Annotated in this window: 25 protein-coding genes and 2 tRNA genes; 13 read left to right on the top strand and 14 right to left on the bottom strand. The window is 31.1% G+C overall.

What is annotated here, in order from left to right; all coding sequences use genetic code 11:
* Positions 1-378 (top strand): DoxX family protein, encoded by a 378-nt coding sequence (locus BSF41_RS19790; RefSeq protein WP_095931225.1) that lies wholly within the window; start codon positions 1-3, stop codon positions 376-378.
* Between the two features lie 12 nt (positions 379-390).
* Positions 391-948, top strand: coding sequence for a DUF4256 domain-containing protein (locus BSF41_RS19785; RefSeq protein WP_095931224.1), 558 nt, complete (start codon positions 391-393; stop codon positions 946-948).
* 37 nt (positions 949-985) lie between these two features.
* On the opposite strand, the gene BSF41_RS19780 is transcribed toward BSF41_RS19785, so the two are convergent.
* On the bottom strand, positions 986-1,336 hold the full coding sequence (locus tag BSF41_RS19780) for a DUF2200 domain-containing protein (protein WP_095931223.1): 351 nt from the start codon (positions 1,334-1,336) through the stop codon (positions 986-988).
* Between the two features lie 134 nt (positions 1,337-1,470).
* Between BSF41_RS19780 and BSF41_RS19775 the strand changes: the two genes are divergently transcribed.
* Together BSF41_RS19775 and BSF41_RS19770 are read left to right on the top strand one after the other, a co-directional pair.
* Positions 1,471-1,869 (top strand): VOC family protein, encoded by a 399-nt coding sequence (locus BSF41_RS19775; protein WP_095931222.1) that lies wholly within the window; start codon positions 1,471-1,473, stop codon positions 1,867-1,869.
* 168 nt (positions 1,870-2,037) lie between these two features.
* Entirely contained in the window at positions 2,038-2,457 is a 420-nt protein-coding gene (locus tag BSF41_RS19770; protein WP_253251860.1) for a serine O-acetyltransferase, read from the top strand.
* Positions 2,458-2,507: 50 nt separating this feature from the next.
* Here BSF41_RS19770 and map read toward each other — a convergent pair whose 3' ends face one another.
* From map to BSF41_RS19735, 7 genes are all read right to left on the bottom strand, one after another.
* Positions 2,508-3,272, bottom strand: coding sequence for a type I methionyl aminopeptidase (map, locus tag BSF41_RS19765; RefSeq protein WP_095931220.1), 765 nt, complete (start codon positions 3,270-3,272; stop codon positions 2,508-2,510).
* Between the two features lie 116 nt (positions 3,273-3,388).
* The gene (locus BSF41_RS19760) at positions 3,389-4,123 is read right to left on the bottom strand and encodes an SDR family oxidoreductase (protein ID WP_095931244.1); all 735 of its coding nucleotides are present in this window, start codon (positions 4,121-4,123) and stop codon (positions 3,389-3,391) included.
* Between the two features lie 80 nt (positions 4,124-4,203).
* Entirely contained in the window at positions 4,204-4,773 is a 570-nt protein-coding gene (locus tag BSF41_RS19755; RefSeq protein WP_095931219.1) for a Crp/Fnr family transcriptional regulator, read from the bottom strand.
* Between the two features lie 54 nt (positions 4,774-4,827).
* A complete protein-coding gene (locus tag BSF41_RS19750; protein WP_095931218.1) occupies positions 4,828-5,286 on the bottom strand; it encodes a GNAT family N-acetyltransferase in 459 nt (152 codons plus the stop codon).
* Between the two features lie 39 nt (positions 5,287-5,325).
* On the bottom strand, positions 5,326-5,721 hold the full coding sequence (locus tag BSF41_RS19745) for a VOC family protein (RefSeq protein ID WP_095931217.1): 396 nt from the start codon (positions 5,719-5,721) through the stop codon (positions 5,326-5,328).
* A gap of 75 nt (positions 5,722-5,796) precedes the next feature.
* Entirely contained in the window at positions 5,797-6,294 is a 498-nt protein-coding gene (locus BSF41_RS19740; RefSeq protein WP_095931216.1) for a hypothetical protein, read from the bottom strand.
* Between the two features lie 83 nt (positions 6,295-6,377).
* Positions 6,378-7,220, bottom strand: coding sequence for a chromate resistance protein ChrB domain-containing protein (locus BSF41_RS19735; RefSeq protein ID WP_095931215.1), 843 nt, complete (start codon positions 7,218-7,220; stop codon positions 6,378-6,380).
* A 217-nt stretch (positions 7,221-7,437) separates the two neighbouring features.
* On the opposite strand from BSF41_RS19735, the gene BSF41_RS19730 reads away from it, so the two are divergent.
* The gene (locus BSF41_RS19730; RefSeq protein WP_095931214.1) at positions 7,438-7,938 is read left to right on the top strand and encodes an endonuclease V; all 501 of its coding nucleotides are present in this window, start codon (positions 7,438-7,440) and stop codon (positions 7,936-7,938) included.
* A 35-nt stretch (positions 7,939-7,973) separates the two neighbouring features.
* On the opposite strand, the gene BSF41_RS19725 is transcribed toward BSF41_RS19730, so the two are convergent.
* Positions 7,974-8,555, bottom strand: coding sequence for an HD domain-containing protein (locus BSF41_RS19725; RefSeq protein WP_095931213.1), 582 nt, complete (start codon positions 8,553-8,555; stop codon positions 7,974-7,976).
* Positions 8,556-8,699: 144 nt separating this feature from the next.
* Between BSF41_RS19725 and BSF41_RS19720 the strand changes: the two genes are divergently transcribed.
* Positions 8,700-9,179 (top strand): hypothetical protein, encoded by a 480-nt coding sequence (locus tag BSF41_RS19720; protein WP_095931212.1) that lies wholly within the window; start codon positions 8,700-8,702, stop codon positions 9,177-9,179.
* A 19-nt stretch (positions 9,180-9,198) separates the two neighbouring features.
* Positions 9,199-10,128, top strand: a complete 930-nt coding sequence (locus BSF41_RS19715; RefSeq protein ID WP_095931211.1) for a DUF2268 domain-containing putative Zn-dependent protease — start codon at positions 9,199-9,201, stop codon at positions 10,126-10,128.
* 45 nt (positions 10,129-10,173) lie between these two features.
* On the opposite strand, the gene BSF41_RS19710 is transcribed toward BSF41_RS19715, so the two are convergent.
* On the bottom strand, positions 10,174-10,731 hold the full coding sequence (locus tag BSF41_RS19710) for a hypothetical protein (RefSeq protein WP_095931210.1): 558 nt from the start codon (positions 10,729-10,731) through the stop codon (positions 10,174-10,176).
* 154 nt (positions 10,732-10,885) lie between these two features.
* On the opposite strand from BSF41_RS19710, the gene BSF41_RS19705 reads away from it, so the two are divergent.
* Positions 10,886-11,113 carry a hypothetical protein gene (locus BSF41_RS19705; RefSeq protein WP_095931209.1) on the top strand — a complete coding sequence of 76 codons (228 nt, stop codon included), beginning with the start codon at positions 10,886-10,888 and terminating at the stop codon, positions 11,111-11,113.
* Between the two features lie 296 nt (positions 11,114-11,409).
* On the opposite strand, the gene BSF41_RS19700 is transcribed toward BSF41_RS19705, so the two are convergent.
* Complete coding sequence (locus BSF41_RS19700) at positions 11,410-11,991, bottom strand: RNA polymerase sigma factor (protein WP_095931208.1); 582 nt, start codon at positions 11,989-11,991, stop codon at positions 11,410-11,412.
* A 252-nt stretch (positions 11,992-12,243) separates the two neighbouring features.
* Between BSF41_RS19700 and BSF41_RS19695 the strand changes: the two genes are divergently transcribed.
* Positions 12,244-12,906 (top strand): hypothetical protein, encoded by a 663-nt coding sequence (locus BSF41_RS19695; RefSeq protein WP_095931207.1) that lies wholly within the window; start codon positions 12,244-12,246, stop codon positions 12,904-12,906.
* A 58-nt stretch (positions 12,907-12,964) separates the two neighbouring features.
* On the opposite strand, the gene BSF41_RS19690 is transcribed toward BSF41_RS19695, so the two are convergent.
* Both BSF41_RS19690 and BSF41_RS19685 read right to left on the bottom strand, forming a co-directional pair.
* Positions 12,965-13,045, bottom strand: a tRNA-Tyr gene (locus tag BSF41_RS19690).
* A 78-nt stretch (positions 13,046-13,123) separates the two neighbouring features.
* Positions 13,124-13,198, bottom strand: a tRNA-Val gene (locus tag BSF41_RS19685).
* Between the two features lie 263 nt (positions 13,199-13,461).
* On the opposite strand from BSF41_RS19685, the gene BSF41_RS19680 reads away from it, so the two are divergent.
* On the top strand, positions 13,462-15,252 hold the full coding sequence (locus tag BSF41_RS19680) for an ABC transporter ATP-binding protein (protein ID WP_095931206.1): 1,791 nt from the start codon (positions 13,462-13,464) through the stop codon (positions 15,250-15,252).
* 193 nt (positions 15,253-15,445) lie between these two features.
* Here BSF41_RS19680 and BSF41_RS19675 read toward each other — a convergent pair whose 3' ends face one another.
* A complete protein-coding gene (locus BSF41_RS19675) occupies positions 15,446-16,615 on the bottom strand; it encodes a proline dehydrogenase family protein (RefSeq protein ID WP_095931205.1) in 1,170 nt (389 codons plus the stop codon).
* Between the two features lie 186 nt (positions 16,616-16,801).
* Between BSF41_RS19675 and BSF41_RS19670 the strand changes: the two genes are divergently transcribed.
* From BSF41_RS19670 to BSF41_RS19660, 3 genes are all read left to right on the top strand, one after another.
* Positions 16,802-19,498, top strand: coding sequence for an O-antigen ligase family protein (locus tag BSF41_RS19670; RefSeq protein WP_172426944.1), 2,697 nt, complete (start codon positions 16,802-16,804; stop codon positions 19,496-19,498).
* Between the two features lie 138 nt (positions 19,499-19,636).
* Positions 19,637-20,704, top strand: coding sequence for a 3-dehydroquinate synthase (aroB, locus tag BSF41_RS19665; protein WP_095931243.1), 1,068 nt, complete (start codon positions 19,637-19,639; stop codon positions 20,702-20,704).
* A gap of 303 nt (positions 20,705-21,007) precedes the next feature.
* Positions 21,008-22,411, top strand: a complete 1,404-nt coding sequence (locus BSF41_RS19660) for an arginine decarboxylase (protein WP_095931203.1) — start codon at positions 21,008-21,010, stop codon at positions 22,409-22,411.
* Positions 22,412-22,435: the final 24 nt, after the last annotated feature.

Genomic DNA, 22,435 nt, shown 5'->3' with positions numbered 1-22,435 from the left:
ATGACAAAACGTAATAGAATTATTTATTGGATTGCTACACTTTGGCTGGCTTTAGGAATGACGGCTACCGGTATTGTACAACTTATACCAATGAAAGAAGAGGCCGAAATGATACAGCGTTTAGGCTATCCTCTATACTTTTTAACGCTTTTAGGGGTTTGGAAACTTTTGGGCGTTATCGCAATTTTGATTCCTAAATTTGGTTTATTGAAAGAATGGGCATATGCAGGCTTCTTTTTTGCAATGTCTGGAGCTGTAGTTTCGCATTTGGCTATAAAAGATGAGGCTTCAACACTTTTTGGACCTGTATTATTAATTGTTTTAACTGTAGTTTCTTGGTATTTCAGACCAGAAAACAGAAAATGCAACTCTAACTAAAAAACTCAAATCATGAAAAAGCAATTGACAGCAAACGAGCAAGAAGAACTTTTGAGCATTCTTGAAAAACGCTTTGAGAAAAATAAAAGTAGACATGAGAATCTGGATTGGGCAAAAATAGAAGCAAAATTAAAAGCTAGTCCTTTAAAATTGTGGTCTCTTGACGAAATGGAAAGAACGGAAGGCGAACCGGATGTTATTGGTTATGATAAAAAAACAGATGAATATCTTTTTGTAGACTGTTCGGCTGAGAGTCCTAAAGGTCGCAGAAGCATTTGTTACGATCATGAGGCGCTAGAAAAAAGAAAAGAACACAAACCCGCCGACAGCGCTATCAATATGGCACAAGAAATGGGAATTGAAATTTTAAACGAAGAACAATATAAAGAACTGCAAAAGCTAGGAAAATTTGATGCTAAAACTTCGAGCTGGATTTTAACTCCGCCAGAAATACGAAAATTGGGAGGTGCAATATTTTCCGATTTCAGATATAATACTGTTTTTGTATATCATAATGGAGCTGATTCTTATTATGCCGCGAGAGGTTTTCGCGGTTTGTTGAGAGTTTAAAAAATTAAAGACCTTCAAGTACTTTTGAAGGTCTTTTTTATTCTCTTAAAATCTTTTCCATTTTTTTGCCTTTGGCGATTTCATCAATCAATTTGTCCAGATATCGCATCTTTTGGATTAATGGATCTTCAATATCCTCTACTCGATATCCGCAGATAACTCCAGTAATTTTAGACGCATTCGGATTGATTTCTGGAGCTTCAGCAAAGAAGGTTTGAAAATCTACTTTCTTTTCAATTTGTACTTTAATTTGATCGTCGCTATATCCTGTAAGCCATTTGATTACGATATCTAATTCTTCTTTGGTTCTCCCCTTTTTTTCGACTTTTTGAATGTATAAAGGATATACGCTAGAAAATAGTATTTTGTAAATTCTTTCCGTTTTCATAAATGCTATATTTTAGTGCAAAAGCTTTGATGTAAAGATAAATCAAAAGAATAAAAAAGGAAAACGCAATGAATATTTTTAATACCTTAGACTTAAAAATGACATTGATTAAACAATCTTAAATAACTAATTATATGGAAAATAATTCAAATGAAATTACGCCAAAAGTCACTGGAATTGGCGGAATTTTCTTTTTTCTTGACAATCCGAAAGAAACAAAAGATTGGTATGCTAAAAATTTAGGATTGGAAATAAACGATTGGGGTTCTGCAAGTTTTGAGTCTCGAAATCTTGAAAATCCAGAGCAAATCGAATCAACGCAATGGTGCCCTTTTAAGAAAGGTGATGCCTATTTTTCTCCGTCTAAGAAAGATTTTATGGTCAATTACCGTGTTCAAAATATTGAAGGACTTGTAACGCAATTAAAAGCAAACGGCGTTACTGTTCTTGATGACATTCAAACGTACGATTACGGAAAATTTGTTCATATAATGGACACAGAAGGCAATAAAATTGAACTTTGGGAACCTTAATTGAGTTGTGAGTTATGGATTATGAGTTAGAAGTTATTCCCAAAGCTGGAAAATAATATGTTTAATACATTAGTTAAAATAAACTGTCATTCAAAAAATAGGTTTTTAAAACTGATTGCTGGCAATTTATTAGAAAAACTCTATTGCTGTGAAATCAATTGCGCTGAAATGGACAAGAGTGTCTTGTTTGCGCATCACGGACGCGGGTGTACAATTGTTGCTTCTAAAATTTGCGAAAATGTAGTAATTTTTCAAAACGTTTCTATCGGAGCCAATTTGAAGTATAATAAAATTAGTAAAGAATGGGAAAATGTTGGAAGCCCTATTGTTGCTAAAAATGTTGTAATTGCCGATGGAGCTAAAATTTTGGGTCCAGTAGTAATTGGAGAGAATTCTGTTATTGGCGCTGGTTCTATTATCACAAAAGATATTCCGCCCAATAGTGTAGCTTTTGGAGTAAATAAGTTTAAACCAAAAGACGTGAATTACGATTTTATATTCAACCCAAATATGATACATCCAAGTAAGATAATTGAAGCAAATAAAAATTTAGTTAACGAATTTAATAAACAGAATAAATCTGTTTAAAAACACAAAAGCTCCATTATTTCTAATGGAGCTTTTATTTTATGTTTTTCTTAATTCCAAATTTCATTCATTTCTGTCAAGATAATGGGTTTTCCTTCAGTTACAACAATGGTATGTTCGTGTTGTGCCATGAATCCGCCTTTATTTCCAACCATTGTCCAACCATCTTTTAGGGTTTCAGCATATGTAGAAGCGGTAGAAATAAACGTTTCAATTGCTACAACAGAATTCTTCTTAAATCTAGTTTGATTAAAACGATCTCTGTAATTCGCAATTTCATGTGGCGCTTCATGAAGACTTCTCCCTACTCCGTGTCCCGTTAGGTTTTTAATTACTTTGTAACCGCGTCTTTTTGCTTCTGTCTCAATTAAAAAACCAATATCAGAAATACGAACGCCGCCTTTTATATTGTGAATCGCTTTATGTAAAATATCTTTAGAAGCATCGACGAGTTTTTGATGTTCGTTTACATCTGAACCAACTACAAAAGAACCTCCATTATCTGACCAAAATCCGTCTAATTCTGCAGAAACATCGATATTGATTAAATCGCCTTCTTGTAAAATTCTTTTTTCGGAAGGAATTCCATGGCAAAATTCATTATCAACACTAATACAAGTCCAACCAGGAAATCCATACGTTAGATAAGGCGCAGATTTCGCTCCTAAATCATTTAAAATTTGTCCGCCGTAATCGTCTAATTCTTTTGTAGATATTCCAGGTCTGGCAAATTTTCTCATTTCTTTTAAAGTAAAAGCTACAGCCTCACTTATTTTTTTCATTCCTGCTAATTCTGCTTCAGTTGTAATGGACATTGTTTTGTTTCTTAAAAATTAATAACGGGTTAAATTTACTACTTTTCTCTAGAACGAATCGTTATTATAATGCTAAAACCTTCCAAAAATCAATGACTTTGGAAGGTTTTCTTCTTTTACCAAGGACTTTCTTCGCTTTCGTCTTCAATATCATTACTGAAGAATTTTCCTGTTGGTCCATTTTCATCTAACAAAGTGTGTTTTATTATAAAACTAGCTGCGCTTTCTACACTTCCTGGTCCGCTATGATGGTTAAAATCGGTTGCAGTGTAACCTGGATCAATAGAGTTTATTTTGAAAGACTCTTTTAATTCATGAGCCAAAGTAACTGTAAAGGCATTTAAAGCAGTTTTGGAAGAAACGTACGAAATGGCTTTTATTGCATAATATTTCCAAGTTGGATCGCTGTGCAAAGTCAGAGAACCAAGTCCAGATGTTATGTTACTAATTCTCGGACTGTCTGATTTTTTCAATAATTCAAGAAAAGTCTGTGTAACGGTTATGACTCCGAAGAAATTCGTATCAAAAACCTTCTGAATGTTTTCGATAGAAGTTGTAGAAGGATCTTGTGGAATATCACCTAGAATTCCAGCATTATTGATCAGGATATCCAATTTGCCTTTTTCTTTTTCAATGCTATTTTTTGCTGCTAAAACACTTTCTGCATTTGTAACATCAATTTGAATAGCTCGAATATTTTGAAATCCTTTTTCATTCAGTTCCTTTACTACTTCTTCTCCTTTTGCAAGATCACGCGTTCCTAAATAAACAAATAATCCATTCTTGGAGAGCTGTTTAGCAGTTTCTAAACCAATGCTTCTATTTGCGCCTGTAATTAATACTATTTTCATTTTTTTATGTTTTAAAATTATCTGAGGCAAAATTGCACGGATAAAAAATAAAAACATTTGCCATATGACAAAAAGCGATTTTAACGGATGTTTTTTCTAATCCTGCTCAAAGACGATTGGGTTATTCCGAGATAAGAAGCGAGATACGAAAGTGGAACTCTATTGATTACTTTTGGAAACATTTCCATAAATGACAAATAACGAATTGTAGCATCTTCTGAAACCAACGGACTTCTTCTAGCCACTTTTTGAATTAATGCTTTCGAAATGATTTTATGCACAATCGTGTCCCAACCTACAATGGTATCTAGTAATTCTTGCCATTCGGCTTTAGAAAATACAATGATTTTACAATCTGTAACCGCTTGGACATAAGCAGAAGAACAAATATTATTGTCAAAACTTTCTAAATCTACAACCAGATTATTTTCGTCGATAAAATATTTAGTAATCTCCTCACCTTTGTTGTTGTAGTAACAAACACGCATTATTCCGTCAACGATAAATCCAACTTCTGCGGCTATTTTTCCTGCCTCAGAAAAATATCCCTCTTTTTTGATTTCTTTTTCTTTGGCTTTCGTCAAAATCAAATCAATCTGTTGCTGATTCAAATTGCCAAACTGCAATATATAATTAACTAATTCTTTCATGCACGAAAGTTAAGTATAAGTTTTTATTGAGAATTTGCCATATGGCAAAAAGAATTAGACTTTTTGAGTATTCTTATAAACATTTGGATTGTAAAGTTCCATGTAAACTTCTGGGTTAGGAACATTCTGGAAACCATATTTTTTATAAAGCCATTCTGCAGTAGAAGTCAGTAAAATCCATCGTCTCAAGCCTTGCAAATTAGGATGCGACATAATGCAGTCCATCATTTCTTTAGAAAGTCCTTTTCCGCGATAATCATCCAAAACATAAACATCTCCTAAATACGCTATAGTCGAAAAATCGGATATAATTCTAGCAAAACCAATTTGTTTTTCTCCATGAAAAAGCCCAAAATTCAATGAATTATCAATTGAAACTTTTACTTTTTCTAACGGAATATTATCGCTCCATCCAGAATCTTTAGACAAAAAATCATGTATTGCAGTAATGTCTAGTTTAGATTTGTCTGTTGTAATAAGAAATTCTCCAAATGTGTATTCTATTATTTGCATTATTTTGTTTCTAGAATTAAGATGTTTTTTGATTAAAATTTACATTCCTGGCCAATACAGAAAATTAAATTTATGCCCGTCTGGATCTGAAAAACCAAAAGTATAACCGACCTCGAAATTTTCAGGCTCAGAAAAAACAGTTCCCTTTATTTCTTTTATTTTCTGATGCCAAAGATCCACTTCTTCTACACTATTTGCAGACAAAGAAAATATAATTTCATTATCTACAGCCGTGTTGGATAGTTTTCCTTTTATAGCATTTTCTAGTCTTTTTGGCGCGAAAAAATTAATTACAAAATCATTTTCTCCAAAAACAAAACTAACTAATTCTTTTGTCTCTTCTCCGTTTTGCTTAAAACCAAGAGCAGTATAAAATTGAATTGTTTTCTGTATATCGTTCGAAACCAAGTTGGCCCATATCATTTTAGTTTTCATAAACTTAAGTTTTTATTGATAACTAAATTAATCAATTAATTTGGTAAACACTTGGTTTAATTCTATTTAAGAACCTTAAAAAGCAATTCCAAACTGAAAACCTACCGTAAAACTAGCAGGATGATCATTTCCAAAACGAACGGGCAATGGCACAGCAACGTAGTAACTGCAGTTTGTATTTTTTATAATTGTTTTATTAAAAACTGGAGTAAAACCATATCTGCCACCACTTTCAAATGCTGCTCTTCCGGCAAATGTGTAGCCTTTTCCTAAAGCGACCAAAACACCTGGATGAAATAGCAAATTGGTTACTTTGCTCGTTCCTTGATCCTCTTTTATGTTGGGAACGATTTCAAATGAGAATCCGATTTTTTCGTTTTTCCAGATATTTATTCCAGTAGGAAAACCAACAGCGTAATAATCCCTAAAATTTACAGTAGTTTCATCTTCATTAATTGTAACTATTGGATGCATAATGCCAAAATATCCCACTATTTTAGGATATGTAGTTTGAGAAAAAGACGTAAAACCTGTAAGTAGTACTGTAAAAAATAAAATATGCTTAAATGACATTGTTTCTAGTTTTTGATTAGACAAACAAAGCTAGAAGCATTCGTTTTCAAAAAATAGAACCCAATTTACCTTTTGTATCTGGTTTACTTTTTTGTTTTTTTTCTATAGGAAGAAGGATTTTTTCCTGTATGAAGTTTGAAAATTCTCGTAAAATGACTTTGATCAGAAAAGCCCGTTATATAAGCAATTTCTGTTAAAGTACTCGAGGAATTTTCGATGAGATGAATTGCTTTTTCAATACGAAGTTTTCTAACGTATTCGCCAAAATTCAAATCTTCAAAATGCTTTGAAAATTCTCGAGACAAATACGACGGATTCAAATCTAATTCGCTCGAAATTTTCTTTAAATCAAAAGTAAACTGAGTATCAATCTGATCTTGAATTATATTTTTTAAATCTTTTACCCAAGATGGCGTTTTGCCCGATGTTTTTTTGTCATTCAAAAACTTATTATACACTTCATGCAATAGTTTTTCAAATGGACTATTCTGCAAATGATTTTGCTGATGTAAATGAGTTGCCCAACTGTATAAGGCATCATACAAAAGCATTCCTTTTTCTAATAGCTCGTAATCATCGGTAATATTATAAGCCAATCCAGCAGAAATGGCCCAAAGTCCCGCCGATTCTTTAGCAATTTCGTGCCTATCAGTATCAGCGCCGCGTACAATTCCTGCAATAATCTTAATTGCCGGATCTTTAATTTCATATTTTTTGACTATATAATCAAAAGTGCTTTCTTCATTATAATGAGTAAACTCAACATCTGGAATATCAAACGGAATGGCGCCAAGTTCCTTTGCCTTGGTTATAACGTCATTAAAAGGAACATAAATAAATTCAGATTCAGGATCGACAAATTTTCGAATAAGCCACGGACAGGCAATTCGATCTATTTTGGGTCTTTCTCTGGTAATCCATTTCATTTGAAATACTTTTTGAAGAATTTTTTTTAAATTTTAGCTAAACTACATTTATTTGATAAGCTATCAAAAACTGAATTTTAAATTTTAGAATTTCTTTTATTCTGAATTAGAAGGACATAAAAAATGTTTCCGAAAGTTTTTAATTAATTACTTAAGATCAGACAATTTCCTTGTAAGGTTTTTCTATATTAGCTAAAATTAAAATATTTTACACCAAATGATCTTAGCTTTTGATACTTATTACTTTGACGATAAAGCAAAAACAATCTGCCTTGAATTTGCAGAATGGAATGAAGATAAGAACTTCAAAATTCATTCTGAAATAATAGATAACGTAGAAGAATACATACCCGGAGAATTCTACAAAAGAGAATTGCCTTGTATTTTGAGCTTATTAAAACAGATCGATTTGTCGACTATTGATGTTATAGTAGTGGATGGTTTTGTTTATTTAAACGATGAAAACAAATATGGTTTAGGAGGTTATTTATATGAAAAACTGAATAAAGAAATCCCAATTATTGGTGTTGCCAAAACGAATTTTGCTTCTATAGAAAAGAATAAAAAAGCGCTGTTTAGAGGCGATAGCAAGAAACCGCTATACATCACTTCTATCGGAATTGATTTGGATGAAGCCTACAAAAAAGTGGAAAGCATGGCAGGAGAATATAGATTTCCTACTTTGTTGAAAGAATTGGATAGATTGAGTAAGGAATAATAAAAAACTCCTCAAGAAATTGCGGAGTTTTTCTATTATACGAATTGATTTGAACTCAGAAACCGATGATATTCATTTATTTTAAGTTTCAATCGGTTCGCTAAATATTCGTTTCCGTCTTTCAGTTCATTGTATAAAGTTTCTGCTTCGGCAATGTATTTTAGTTTTTTATCATCATTCCAATAAAAAGGTGGTTCGTATAGATTTGAAATTCTATCAGCCATTTTAACTGCCCAAACTTCTATGGGCTGTTGTTTGATTCTTCTTAAACTATCCATCATTTTTTCTGAAGAATCTTTGATTTTATCATCTTTGGTTAAAGCAAGAACTCCAGATGCAACCTGACTGCCAAATAAGTCGATCACTTTTTCATATTTCATTTCGGTATCTTCTATGGTATCATGAAGCATCGCGCATTTAATTGCCAGATCAACATTCATGTTTTCTGTAAATCGCGCAGCATTTATAATCTCAAAAACAAGACCGCCGATATGATTCAGATATTCAACTTGTTCATCCTCATTAAATCCGCCATATTTTTGTCCGTTATGAAGTTTTGAAACCAGCTTCCAAACATTCTGAATTTCATCTATTGACCAGTCTTTTTGCTCTTTCATTTTTATTGTCTATTATAGGTTTTTATATTATTGTAATGTATTGCTTTTTCTAAAGATCTGCAATCGTTTAAAGTTTAAAATTAAATTAACGAGGTTTTATTTATATATTAGCATTGAAAATTAAGAAAAATTAAATCTGTTTTAATGGCTGAAACTATTATAGAAAACTTAAAAATTTTATCGGAGAATTTCAAATACAAATTTGACACTTTTGCAAATTCAGTCATTTTGGTAAATGAAATGAATAAAATTAGAGTTCAGCTTGAAGATGAAGCCAATTTTAGAATTACGTATAATTTTCGTTTCGACGAAAAAACCATTTTAATACCAAAAGTAGCTGTTTATCAGTTTTGTTTGGATTTGTTCAAAAGACAAAATAATAGTATTGAAGTGATTTATAGCATAGGAAAACCAATTGATATTGATGAATGCTTTAAAATTGAAAAAGAAGAATTTCTGAATATAATTAATGTCATTAAAAAAGAACTGAACTACAATTATAGACTTAAACATTTATTTTTAGAAAGCAGCCGATTTGAAATAACATATTTTAATAGCTTGCTGATTGTAGAAGATAAAAAGAAAGAATATTATTCTAAAGTGTTTAATTTTAGAAAAATATAAACCAATCTTAAAGAAACATATGAAACTAAAGTTTATTCTTCTATTTGCTTTGATTTATATCCAAAATCCCGTTTTTGGACAAAATAACTTTTCAGACAATCCTTTAGATGCTGTTTTTGAAACAAGAGATTCAGAAAATTTCTGGATCGCTTTCGACAAAATGGACAAATCAAAAGAAAATCCATTTGTTGAATATATGCAGAAAGGTTCTCCTGGTGTTAAAGCTTTTACTGAAAACAGAATAATCAATGCCGATTCTCTTTTTAGAGTGGTAAAAAAAAGAAAAGCAGAGTATGAACTTACAAGAAATGTTTTAAACGATCTTTCTTCTAAAGAAAAGCGTGTAAGAGCTATTTATAGTGCATTGAAATATTGGTATCCAAAGGCAAAATTCCCTCCTATTTTTTTTGTTTACGGAAGATTTAATTCAGGTGGAACTTCTGCTCCAGAGGGAGTTATTGTTGGAACCGAAATGCTTCAAAATCTAGATGGAATTTCTGGCTTAATTGCTCACGAACTCATACATTATCAGCAAAATATAACCGGTAAAGATATGCTTTTGAAATTGTGCCTGATGGAAGGTGGCGCAGATTTTATTGGTGAACTTATTTCAGGAGAATCAATTAATTCGTTTTCTTATAAATATGGAGCGCAGCATAAAGGTAAATTATGCGAAGAATTTGTATCAAGGTTAAAAAATACAGACTATCTAGATTGGCTGTATGGAACTACCAAAAAAGATGATAGACCAAATGACTTGGGATATTGGATGGGTTATAAAATAATAGAATCTTATTTCAATAAACAAAAAGACAAACAGAAAGCAATTGACGAAATTCTGAATATAAAAGATCCATTGCTATTCTTGCAGCAAAGCGGTTTTCTAGATACTTATATCGAAAAGTATCAAAAATCTAAAAAAGAAAGTTTTGATGCGTTTTTTAAATAACGCACTTAGGTAAAGAACCATTTCTTCTCTTAAAACTTAAACAAATTAATATATACCTATCTCAAAAAATCGCATAATGGCTATGGCTGCAATAAAAATTCCAATAAGAATATAATTGATCTTCTGGGGAATTTTTGCCAAACCATTTAATAGTAGCATAAAACCTAAAAAGAGCGCAAATAGGCCTTGTCGAATTTTATACCACTCTCGATTATGGTAAAATTCATCTGGTGTCATTAAAGAATTTCCATTTAAACTAAGGCCGATTACCGTAATTTCATTCTTGCCTTCAGAGAGACTTTGAAAATCTGATGATTTGATTAATAAATTGACCTTTTGGCCCTTTTTTAAATTTGCTACAGCATCCTGTTTGTCTTTGGAAACACTTGCATTTAAAATATTAAATCGATTCTTAAAGGTTTTTGTCCAAAATTTATAATCGGCAGTGCTTCTACCCTTTGCACTGGCGATGTCGTTTTCCAGTTCTACCGTAATTTTTTGCAATTCTGTTCTTTTGGATGTCACATTATTAGATAACCCAAAATACAACATCAGAATTCCTATAAATATAAAATACCAATCTCGGTTTGATTTTTTCGCCAATTTTTAAGTTTAAAATTTATATCTGAGATTTAAGTTGAAAAGTGAGATAAATGTAAATCATTTTGTTGCTAATATAGGAACTATTCTATAATTGACGATTTGTAAAAATCAACATTATAATTCCTATTTTCGCTAAGATGAAAGTAAAAGTAAAATGACTGAAGTAAAAATAATTTTTCGTTTTAATATATCTGAAGTTGTATATCCTTCTGTCGAGGAAATTCTACATTCTGAAAAAGAGTTAAATATTATTTCAGGAGACCGAATTAAAAATGATTTCTTAAAGAGTGATCATGCTATCGCAACTAAAATTAATAGCTATATAGACAACGGAGAATTGATTCCGACAGCATTAGGATTGCAAAAAAGATTTTCTTCATAAGCTTTTGATTTTATTGATTTAAAAATGTTTCTCAAAATTATATGGAGTAAGATTTAAATCGGTCTGAGCTTATAATGCAGGAGTACGGATTTATAATTTCGGACTAGAAATTATAAGGTTAATGATTAAAAAAAACAAAAAAGAGACTTTAGAGTCTCTTTTTTGTTTTTAAGTATTTAAAGCTTTAATATGTTCTTCTTTAGCTTTTAAAAACTCTGAATTTAATCGTTCAATTTCTTCTAAAGCTTCAATCCATTTGTCAGCTGGATTTATATTGAAAGTTGGATAATAGTTTTTTACATTAGTGTAATCTTATTTTTGATAATAATTGCTCTTAAATTGTTTATGGCGTAACGCATTCTTCCCAACGCTGTATTTATACTGATTTCTTTTTCTTCAGATATTTCTTTAAAACTCATATTACGATATAATCGCATTTCAACTATTTCTTTTTGATCGTCATTGAGTTCTTCTATCAGTTTTTTTAAATCAATTTGAATCTGGTTTGTAATTATTCTATTTTCAATATTTGGAGAATTATCAGATAGAATAGAAAAAACGGAAAATTCATCAGTATCTCTTTGTATTGGCATTCTTTTTATTTTACGGAAATGATCCATAATCAAATTGTGAGAAATTCTCATAACCCAAGAAACGAATTTATCTTCTTCCTTATAAGAATTGCTTTTAAGTGTCTTAATTACTTTAACAAACGTATCTTGAAAAACATCATTTGCAATATCTGTATCCTTAATCTTCGAGCATATAAAACCATATATTCTAGATTTATGTCTGTTAATTAATTTTGAGAGCGCTTCTTCGTTACCTTCTACGTATTTTTTTATCAATAAAGAGTCAGGTATATTCAATTCAGTCATAACATCAAATTTCTAATTTTTGGAGTTGCAAAATTAAAGATGAATTGAATGTATCTTTTTGCCTATTAAGACTTTAAAGTATCAAAATACGGTCTTTTTTTATATAATTCCAGTTTCCTCCAAAAATCATAAACCTAACATTTCTAACTGTTCTTGCTATAGGGCTTTTGTTTATATTAAAAAGGTTAATGTATTAACCTGAAATATTTTTTAAATTGCTTGAAATAGAAATCAATTTATTATTTACAGAAAATGAATAAAACAACAATACTACTGATACTAGTAACCGTACTTTTTTCCTGTAAGAAAGATATTAATTCAGGATTTGATACTGTTGATAAACAAACTTTAGAATCAGTAAAGAATACAGAAAAGAATAAAAAATCTAATAGTAATATTGATAAGAGCATTTATACTAAATATGTATATACTAATTCTAAAGACAAAAGTCTAATAGTACAAAATAGCCTGCCCAAAGGCGGAATAAAATATACTGATCCTAAAGGAAACGAATACATTTATGCTGTATTTTGGACTCGAATAATCAATGAAACAGATGATTCTATTGAATTGAAAATTAACTTTCCTATAGATTCTTATGAGATTCCTACTCTGCCTGGAAAATATTACAAAACATTGATTCCATCTGACACGATGACAATTCAGAAAATACCTTTGTTTAATTATGGTTTGACAAACTTAGAAACTTTTTTTGATAAGAATATTGATAAACCATCTTTATTAAAAAGGACTATTAAACCAAAAGAATCAACTGCATTTTATGTTGTAACGTTTCGTTTGATTGGAGGAGATCAATATGGTGTGTTGAGAACAGAACTTAGTTTAAAGGGACAAAATCTTTTTTATAAAATAAGAGATAAAGAAATTCTGTGCGGAAGTATAGAAATAAAATAAGCTACTAAAAAAGAAAAATCCTGTAAATCAAAAGACTTACAGGCTTTTCGTTTCTTTGTGGGGAGAGCAGGATTCGAACCTGCGAAGTTCACACAGCAGATTTACAGTCTGCCCTCGTTGGCCGCTTGAGTATCTCCCCAAAATCTGATTGCAAATTACAATTTATTGCATTCACGAAATTCAAAAAAAAATCCTTAATTTCTTAAGGATTTATTTGTGGGCGATGAGGGGTTCGAACCCCCGACCCCCTCGGTGTAAACGAGGTGCTCTGAACCAGCTGAGCTAATCGCCCTATTTTACTAGGCTGCTATCGTTTGTGATTGCGAGTGCAAATATACAGCTAGATTTTATATTTGCAAGCCTTTTTTTGAAAAAAGTAAAAAAAACTTCAATAAAAATATATAGAAAACTATTTTTCAACGAATTAAAAAAAAGAAAAAATCTGCAATTTCTAAATTTTAGTTAAAAATTGATTAGTCGAAAGCTTATTCAAGATATTCTTTTTGTATTCATTTGCTATAGTCATACCTTTGCGTACCTTAATTGTATATTCAAATGGCAAGATTTCAAGAAAATGATTTACCTAAAGCTAAATTAAACTCTAACTCCCTACAAAAAGCTCTCCGAATTTTTAAATACGCTAAAAACCACAAATGGAAATTCTTCCTGGGATTGGTTTTCTTATTTTTAACAAGTGCCACTGCCCTAGCCTTTCCTAAATTGATGGGAATGTTGGTTGATTGCGTTACGAATAAAGATCTTTCTAAAGCAAACGAAATTGCTCTTGGTTTAATGGTAATTCTCGCACTTCAGGCAATTTTCTCGTTTTTCAGAATTTCATTGTTTGTAAATTTTACCGAAAACTCTCTTTCTAATATTCGTTTTGCATTATATGAGAATCTGATAAAATTACCCATGTCGTTTTATTCTCAAAAACGTGTTGGAGAACTTAATAGTAGAATCAGTGCCGATATTTCGCAATTGCAAGATACTTTCAGCACCACTATTGCAGAGTTTCTGCGTCAGTTTATTTTAATTATTGGAGGTTTTGTAATTTTAGGAAGCATTAGTCCAAAATTAACCTTAATGATGCTAGCAATTGTACCTATTGTAGCAGTTGCTGCTGTGATCTTTGGAAGATTCATTCGTAAGTACGGAAAAAAGACACAAGATAAAGTTGCCGAAAGCCAAGTTATAGTTGAAGAAACGCTGCAAGGAATTAGCAATGTAAAAGCATTTGCTAACGAATGGTACGAAATTCAGCGTTATAAAAACAAAATTAGAGAAATTGTAAAAATCGCTATTAAAGGTGGTCAATACAGAGGTTATTTTGCTTCGTTTATTATTCTTTGCCTTTTCGGATGTGTTGTTGCTGTTGTTTGGTACGGAATCACATTAACGATTAAAGGAGAAGTTGAAGGTGTTGGTGATTTAATCTCGTTTGTATTATATACTACATTTATTGGTGCTTCTTTTGGTGGAATTGCAGAAATGTACGCGCAAATTCAAAAAGCAGTTGGCGCAACAGAGCGTGTTTTTGAATTATTAGAAGAAACTCCAGAAGAAATCAATGCTAAGCCAAGACTTTCGGCAGTTGAAAAAATAAAAGGAAATGTAGCTTTCAATAACGTTGCTTTTAGTTATCCTTCAAGAAAGGAAGTTCAGGTTTTAAAAGATGTGAATTTCAATGCCGAATTCGGCCAGAAAATAGCAATCGTTGGACCAAGTGGAGCCGGAAAATCTACTATTTCTTCGCTTTTATTGCGTTTTTACGATATAACTTCAGGAGAAATTTTAGTTGATGGAAAAAATATTTACGATTATGATTTAGAAAATCTTCGAGGAAATATGAGTATCGTTCCTCAAGATGTTATTTTGTTTGGTGGAACAATTAGAGAAAATATTGCTTATGGAAATCCAAACGCTTCTGAAGAAGAAATTATAGCAGCCGCTAAACAAGCTAATGCGTTCAATTTTGTAGATGGTTTCCCTGAGAAATTTGAAACTTTGGTTGGAGAACGTGGAGTTAAGCTTTCTGGAGGTCAGCGTCAGCGTATCGCAATTGCGAGAGCTTTGCTTAAAAACCCAAGCATTTTGATCTTAGACGAAGCAACTTCTTCTTTAGATAGTGAAAGCGAAAAACTAGTTCAAGAAGCTCTAGAAGTTCTGATGGAAGGAAGAACAAGCATTATTATTGCGCACAGGCTTTCTACAATTAGAAATGCAGACAAAATCTTAGTTTTAGACAACGGAAGAATTTCTGAAGAAGGAACACATCAAGAACTAATAAACTTAGAAAACGGAATTTACAAGAATTTAAGCAACTTACAGTTTAGTAACTCTTAATTTGAAAATCCAATTTTTATAAAATCCAAATTCAAAAAAAAACTCCATTTAAAGATCAAATGGAGTTTTTTTATCTCAAATAACAAACCCGAAAGATTCTTAAAAACTGTCGGGTTTAATAATACTGACTTATTTCGAATAAAAAAGCTTCAATTTTAATTGAAGCTTTTTCTATATTAAACTGTAAACTGAATTATTTCCCTTTTCTACGTTTACGTTCTGCTTTAATCATAGATAATTCGCGGCTAGTTTGACCAGCAACAGAAGTATTCTCTTCTGCACGACGAATCAAGTACGGCATAACATCTTTTACAGGTCCGAATGGTAAGTATTTAGCAACGTTATAACCATTTTCTGCTAAGTTGTAGCTAATATTATCACTCATTCCGTATAATTGTCCGAACCAAATTCTAGAATCATTTTTAGCGATTCCTTTTTGGGCCATCATTTCCATTAATTTATAAGAGCTCAATTCGTTGTGAGTTCCTGCAAAAATGGCCATTTTTTCAATATGCTCTAACATATATTGTACAGCATTATCGTAATTGATATCAGTAGCTTCTTTAGAAACACAGATTGGAGAAACATAACCTTTTTCTTCCGCTCTTTTGTTTTCTTTTTCCATGTAAGCGCCACGAACTAGTTTCATTCCGATATAAAAACCTTCGGATTTCGCTACCTCATGAAGTTTTTTCAAATAATCTAAACGATCCCAACGATACATTTGCAAAGTGTTAAATACAATTGCTTTTTCTTTATTGTATTTACGCATCATATCGGTAACCAAATCATCAGCTGCATCTTGCATCCAGCTTTCTTCACCATCAATTAATAAGGCAACATCTTTTTTATGAGCTTCGCCACAAACTTTATCAAAACGGGCCACTACTCGATCCCACTCTGCTTGTTCTGCGGGATTAAGAGTTTGTTTTTCTCCTAATTTTTCGTACAATTCAAAACGACCTAAACCTGTTGGTTTAAAAACTGCAAATGGAATTGCTAAACGTTCTTTAGCAAAATCAATAGTTCTTAAAGTCATTTCTAATGCAGCATCAAATTGCTCCTCTTCTTCTTTTCCTTCAACAGAATAATCTAAAACAGACGAAACGCCTTTTGTAAACATTTTATCTACAACAGTAAGACAGTCGTTTTCGTTTACACCACCACAAAAGTGATCAAAAACAGTTGCACGAATTAATCCTTCTACTGGTAAATGAGCTTTAATTGCAAAATTTGTTACAGCAGTTCCTATTCTTACTAGAGGTTCACTGTCAATCATTTTGAAAAGGAAATAAGCTCTATCAAGTTCTGTATCACTTTTTAGCGAAAACGCAACTTGTGTGTTATCGAATATTTTTTCCATTAAGTTTAGTTTTTGTGCAAAGATATAGAGTGTTTTGAATATTATTCACTAAATGGTATCATATTTTTCAATTTTAGCAATAAAAAAGAAATCAATTTTAGCTAAAGAATGCGATAGAATAATTATTTTCCAAATAAGTAAGAAATTACTTTGAATTTTTACTAATTTTGCAAAAAAATGAGTGTTATGAATGCAATTGATAAAATACTTAATGAAACAAAAAGAAAGCAAAGCATCTCAAGCTTTACTGTTCTAACAGTTATTATTTCATTACTCGCAATTGACTTTTTTCCTTATTTTAAAAGTTTAGAAATCATCAATCCTCAATTCCTTTATTTGTCACTGATAAATATGCTATTGGGCTTTTATTTTTACTTTAATTCAGATATAACTTCAATTACCTCATTGTCAATATTAAAAAAGAGTTTCCTTTTTAAACTTTATCTAGCTTTTGTATTTCTTTGCGGAATATCTCTTTTTGCAGCAAAAAACACATCGCTAGTTTATACTAAATTTACTGAAATAGTAATTGTATTTTGCTTATTTATAAATCTCACTATTCTACTGAAAGACAAGCTAGATCTGCTTTATAAAATTACTATAATCGTAGGTATTAGCGCTTTTTTACAGGCTTGGTTGCAATTATGCAATTTTATAATTATTCCGCGACATGCTTCCATAATAGATCTTTTGCATGCAATGAAAGGAAATACAGGAAATATAAATATACTTGCAGCAAGTCTTACAATCAAAGTTCCATTTTTATTGCTTGGAATAACTTATTACGATGGTTATAAAAAATGGTTCCTTCTCGTCGCATTATTTTCAGTAAGTGCAGTCATTTTTCTAACTGGCGCAAGAACTCCTTTAATAAATCTTTTTTTAATCTATACTGTCTACATCATTTATCTACTTAAAGGATCTCTTAGTAAATCGAATTTCATAAGGATTATATATTTAATAATTCCTGTTTTAATAGCTGTATTATTTGTAAATTCAATTTTTGAAAAATCTAAAGACAAGGAACGATATGCATCGTTGGAGAACAGAGTTAGCCAGATTAATACTGATGACGCTTCATCAAAGGCTAGATTAACATTTTGGGGTAATGCAATTAAAATGAGCGAAAAAAATCCAATTTTTGGAATTGGATTAGGTAATTATCAAGTCGAATCCATTCCTTATGAAAGGACTACTTCTAACGATTCAACTGTTTCTTTGCATGCCCATAATGACTTTCTTGAAATCTTAGCTGAAACAGGTATTATTAATGGTTTAATTTACCTTTCTATATTTATTTATCTTTTAATTATTAATTTGAAGAAGATAATTAAGCCAAATAGCACCGATAAGCAACTTATTGCGATCTTAACATTGATGTTGCTAATTGCATATGGTATAGATTCTTTCTTTAATTTCCCGATGTACAGACCTACAATGGCTATATTTTTTAGTTTGATTTTAGCCTTGAGCTTGGCTAATACTGAAATAGATCAAATCGTGCCATCAAATAAAATTTCATTAAAAATTACAGTTTCAATTATAATTATAGTATCTCTACTAACAAGTTATTCTGCTTTTATAATTTATAAAGCTTCAAACTTAGAATACTTAATTGCTCTTGACGATATAAACATGAACACAAAAGGTGTTCTTAGCGGAGATGAAGTAGTGAATAAAATGTCAGCATATCCCAATACACTTAGTAGTTCAGAGTCATTTTATGAATATGCTGGAATTTATTATGTACGCGAGAAAAATTACGAAAAGGCACTTAACTGTTTTTCAAAAGCAAGTAAAATTAATGGTTATGCTGGACGTATTGAGTTTTACAAGCAAGTCATTTCTAAACATAAAGGAAATATTGATAGTGCTTATATTTATTCAAAACAAGCTTTTTATCTACGTCCAAGAAATTATGACATATTTAATAATGCAATTAAATTTGCTATATCTAAAAGGGACACATTAGAAATAATAAAACAGAATAAGTTGTTTTCGGAATACAGACCAATGCCTCAAACATGGAATATTGCAGCTCGCGGACTTCAATATTCAGGCTATAATTATCGAAATTTACTTAAATTTATTGATGAAGGATTGAGGAAATTCCCTAAAGATAGTCTCTTAACAATACAAAAAAACGAACTTTTAATTACAAGTTATCTAATTGGAGGTCATAATTTTGAAAACAAATCGGATTTAAACAATGCTTTACATTCCTATGAAAAAGCGTTAAAAATTGATCCTAGAAATGTGTACGTATCTCAAAATATAGGATTTAATTATTTAAAGCAGGGGCAAAATAAAAAAGCAATAAATGCTTTTCTTGAAGCATTAAAATCGCCTGGTTTAAATGGCGGAAAGACAGAGTTTTTCTTAGGTATTTGTTATTTAAAAGAAAATGATAAAGCTAATGCACTTAAGTATTTTAACTTAGCAAAAGAGAAAAATTATTCTGCTGCAAAACAATTAATGTCTAAAATTCAGAATACTGATGCAGAAGAAGCTGCATTTAAAAAGCGTAAAAATGATCTTTTAATCGCAGATTTAATTACAGAAGGACAAAAATTTGAAGAACAGAAAAAAATGGATGAAGCTCTTGAGTCTTACCAAAAAGCTTTAAAAATTGATCCAAAAAGTATTTACGCTGCACAAAATATTGGTTTCTATTATTTAAAAGTCGGCCAGTCAAAAAAAGCCATAAATTATCTTTTGAATGCTTTAAAGTATCCGGGCTTAAATGGTGGAAAAACAGAATATTTCCTTGCAATTTGTTATCTCCAAGTAAATGACAATAGTAATGCATGTAAGTATTTGCATATATCAAAAAGCAAAAGCTATCGTGATGCTGAAGCACTAATTGCTAACAAATGCAATTAGCTATACAGGCGAAATTTTGAATTTAAGAAAGCTGCTAAATGATATAGGCTAATTTATTTTAAAACAAATTAGCCCAGAAGTTTGAATATTATTACGTTAAAAATGCCTTATTTTGCGCTTTCAATTAACAAAAGAATTATGCAATCTATTCAAGCCAATAATTATCTCGTACATTTTAATGAGAATGCTTACGAAGCTTTAAATAAACATTTGAGAGAGAATAAATATTCTAACATATTTATAATCGTAGATGATCAGACTAATGAACATTGTTTGCCAAAATTTATTCCTTTATTAGAGACAGATTTAGCGATCGAAATCATTGAATTTGAAGCTGGTGAAGCCAATAAAAACATTGAGACTTGTATCGAGATATGGAATATATTAACAGAACTTGGTGCTGATAGAAAATCGCTAGTTATTAATTTGGGAGGTGGCGTTGTTACAGACTTAGGTGGTTTTGTTGCTTCTACTTTTAAAAGAGGTGTAAATTTCATTAATATCCCTACTACATTATTATCTATGGTTGATGCTTCTGTTGGAGGAAAAACTGGTGTTGACTTAGGAAATCTTAAAAATCAGATTGGCGTTATCAACGTGCCTCAAATGGTTTTAATTGATACGCAATATTTAGAAACACTACCACAAAGCGAAATGCGTTCTGGTTTGGCAGAAATGCTAAAACACGGGTTAATATATGATGCGCCGTACTGGAGACAATTTTCAGATTTGAAATCAATTGTTTTTGATGAATTAGATCAATTGATTTATCGCTCGGTTGAAATCAAGAATGAAATCGTAATTCAGGATCCAACTGAGAAAAACATCCGTAAAGCTTTAAATTTCGGACATACGTTAGGACACGCCATTGAAGGATATTTTCTAGAAAGTGAAGAAAAAATCACTTTACTACATGGAGAAGCCATTGCGGTTGGAATGATTTTGGAAAGTTATATTTCTCTTCAAAAAGGATTAATTTCTGCAGAAGAATATAGAGAGATTAAAGCAGTGATTAAAGACATTTATGACGATGTAATTTTTGAAGAAAAAGATATCGATCCGATCTTAGAATTGCTAATTCATGACAAAAAAAATGAATACGGTTTAATTCAATTTGCATTGATTGAAGGAATCGGAAAAATAAAAATTAACCAATCCGTTGAAAATAAATTGATTCTAGAAGCGTTTGAGGATTATAAATCTTAAACTTTTTTTAATCAAAAGCATTGCATTTGGTATATATTATTTTTTACATTTGCCCCATGAAAACAAAGAATCAGCAAAGGCACTTTAGCTCTTACAGAAACAGACTCAATAGTTCTTTATTAAGAATGTTGAACCGTTTCTATAATAGTAAAAGCCCGTTTTGTTTTGATGTTTTCCAATGTACTAAAGCTGAGCATGAAAAACTGCCAATTATATTTGCCAATATTAGAGTTTGAATTTAAGATTAAGCCCCAGAAAGCCTAACATTAAGTAAAATTACAATCTCTAAACATTGACAAATAAATGAATACAAAATATTCTGATCTAATAAATCAAACATACTACTTTCCACAAGAGGAATTCAAACTAAACAAAGACAACCTATTGTTTCACAACATCGATTTGATGAAATTGGTTGAGCAATATGGCACACCATTAAAGTTTACTTATCTGCCTCAGATTTCTGAAAATATCAACAAAGCAAAAGCTTGGTTCAGAAAATCAATGGAAAAGAATAAATACGAAGCAAAATATTACTATTGTTATTGTACAAAAAGCTCTCATTTTGAATACATTATGAATGAAGCTTTCAAGAATAACATTCACATCGAAACTTCATCTGCATTTGACGTGAATATTGTGGAGAATTTATTAGAAAATGGAAAAATCAACAAAAGCACTTATGTAATTTGTAACGGTTTTAAAAGAGATGAATATATTGCTAACATTGCAAGATTAATCAACAACGGACATAAAAACACTATTCCGATTATTGATAATTACGAGGAGTTAGATTTGCTACAGGCAGAAATTAAAGGAAAATTCAAAATCGGAATCCGTATTGCTGCCGAAGAAGAGCCTAAATTTGAGTTTTATACTTCTAGATTAGGTATTGGTTACAAAAACATTGTTTCTTTCTATAAAAAACAAATCCAGGAAAATGATAAATTAGAGCTTAAAATGCTTCACTTTTTTATCAATACTGGAATTAACGATACATCATATTACTGGAATGAGCTTGTAAAATGTATTAAAGTATACATTGCTCTTAAAAAAGAGTGCCCTACTCTAGATGGTTTGAACATTGGTGGTGGTTTTCCAATTAAAAACTCACTTGCCTTTGAATATGATTATCAATACATGATTGATGAAATTATCAATCAGATTAAAATTGCTTGTGATGAAGCCGAAGTTGATGTTCCAAATATTTTTACGGAATTTGGATCGTTTACTGTAGGCGAAAGCGGTGGTGCAATCTATCAGATTTTGTATCAGAAACAACAAAATGATAGAGAAAAATGGAATATGATTGACTCATCTTTCATTACCACTTTACCAGATACTTGGGCTATAAACAAACGTTTTATTATGCTGGCAGTAAATCGCTGGAATGATACTTACGAACGGGTTCTGTTAGGAGGTCTGACTTGTGATAGTGACGATTATTACAATTCTGAGCAAAACATGAACGCCATTTATTTGCCTAAATATAACAAAGAGAAGCCTTTGTATATTGGATTCTTTAATACTGGCGCTTATCAAGAAACAATTGGAGGATACGGAGGTCTACACCACTGTTTGATTCCACAACCTAAACATATTTTAATCGATCGTGATGAAAATGGAATTCTGGCAACCGAAGTGTTCTCAGAGCAACAGACTTCAGACGACGTTTTAAAGATTTTAGGATACAAAAAAAAGGTGTAAAAAAAAACGGCACATTAAGTAATA

The sequence above is a fragment of the Flavobacterium sp. ACN2 genome, from assembly GCF_002303885.1.
In the GTDB taxonomy this organism is placed as follows: domain Bacteria; phylum Bacteroidota; class Bacteroidia; order Flavobacteriales; family Flavobacteriaceae; genus Flavobacterium.
Note: the sequence above shows the minus strand (reverse complement) of the source record. Positions and strands in the feature narration are given on the sequence as shown.